This window comes from Mesorhizobium sp. M4B.F.Ca.ET.203.01.1.1 (assembly GCF_004791025.1).
In the GTDB taxonomy this organism is placed as follows: Bacteria; Pseudomonadota; Alphaproteobacteria; order Rhizobiales; family Rhizobiaceae; genus Mesorhizobium; species Mesorhizobium abyssinicae.
Window position 1 is genome coordinate 1 of sequence record NZ_SRUO01000087.1, and the last position, 392, is coordinate 392.

1 pseudogene is annotated in these 392 nt (G+C 62.8%); it reads right to left on the reverse strand.

Features of this window, described 5'->3' with window-relative positions:
* Positions 1 to 137: 137 nt before the first annotated feature.
* A pseudogene (minE, locus tag EN846_RS36620) lies at positions 138 to 302 on the reverse strand (cell division topological specificity factor MinE); the annotation flags it as partial.
* Between the last annotated feature and the right edge of the window lie 90 nt (positions 303 to 392).

The following is a 392-nucleotide window of genomic DNA, read 5'->3' on the forward strand; positions in this document are numbered from 1 at the left end:
CAGGTCGGCTCACCGTTGACCATGAACGGGCGCGGGCGCTGGTAGTGGTTCTTGGCCGCCTTGGTCGCCGCACTGGCGTCGATCCGGCTGCGCTCCAGCAGGCGGTACAGCGCTGGGGTCTTCACCGCATCGACGTCGATGTTCACGTACTTCTTGATCACTTCCAGCAGCTCGCGCTGCAGCAGCGGCAGGTAGTCCGGGCCACCACGGTGGCTGCGTTCCTGCGCGATGATGATCTGCAGGCGGTTCTTGGCGGTTTCGGCGGTGGTCTTCTTCGCTTTGAGGAAATCAAACAGGCCCATGCTTACCCTCCGAACAGCTTGCTGAAGAAGCCCTTCTTCTCGACGTTGGTGAAGCGCATCGGGCGTTCTTCGCCGAGGATGCGCGCGACG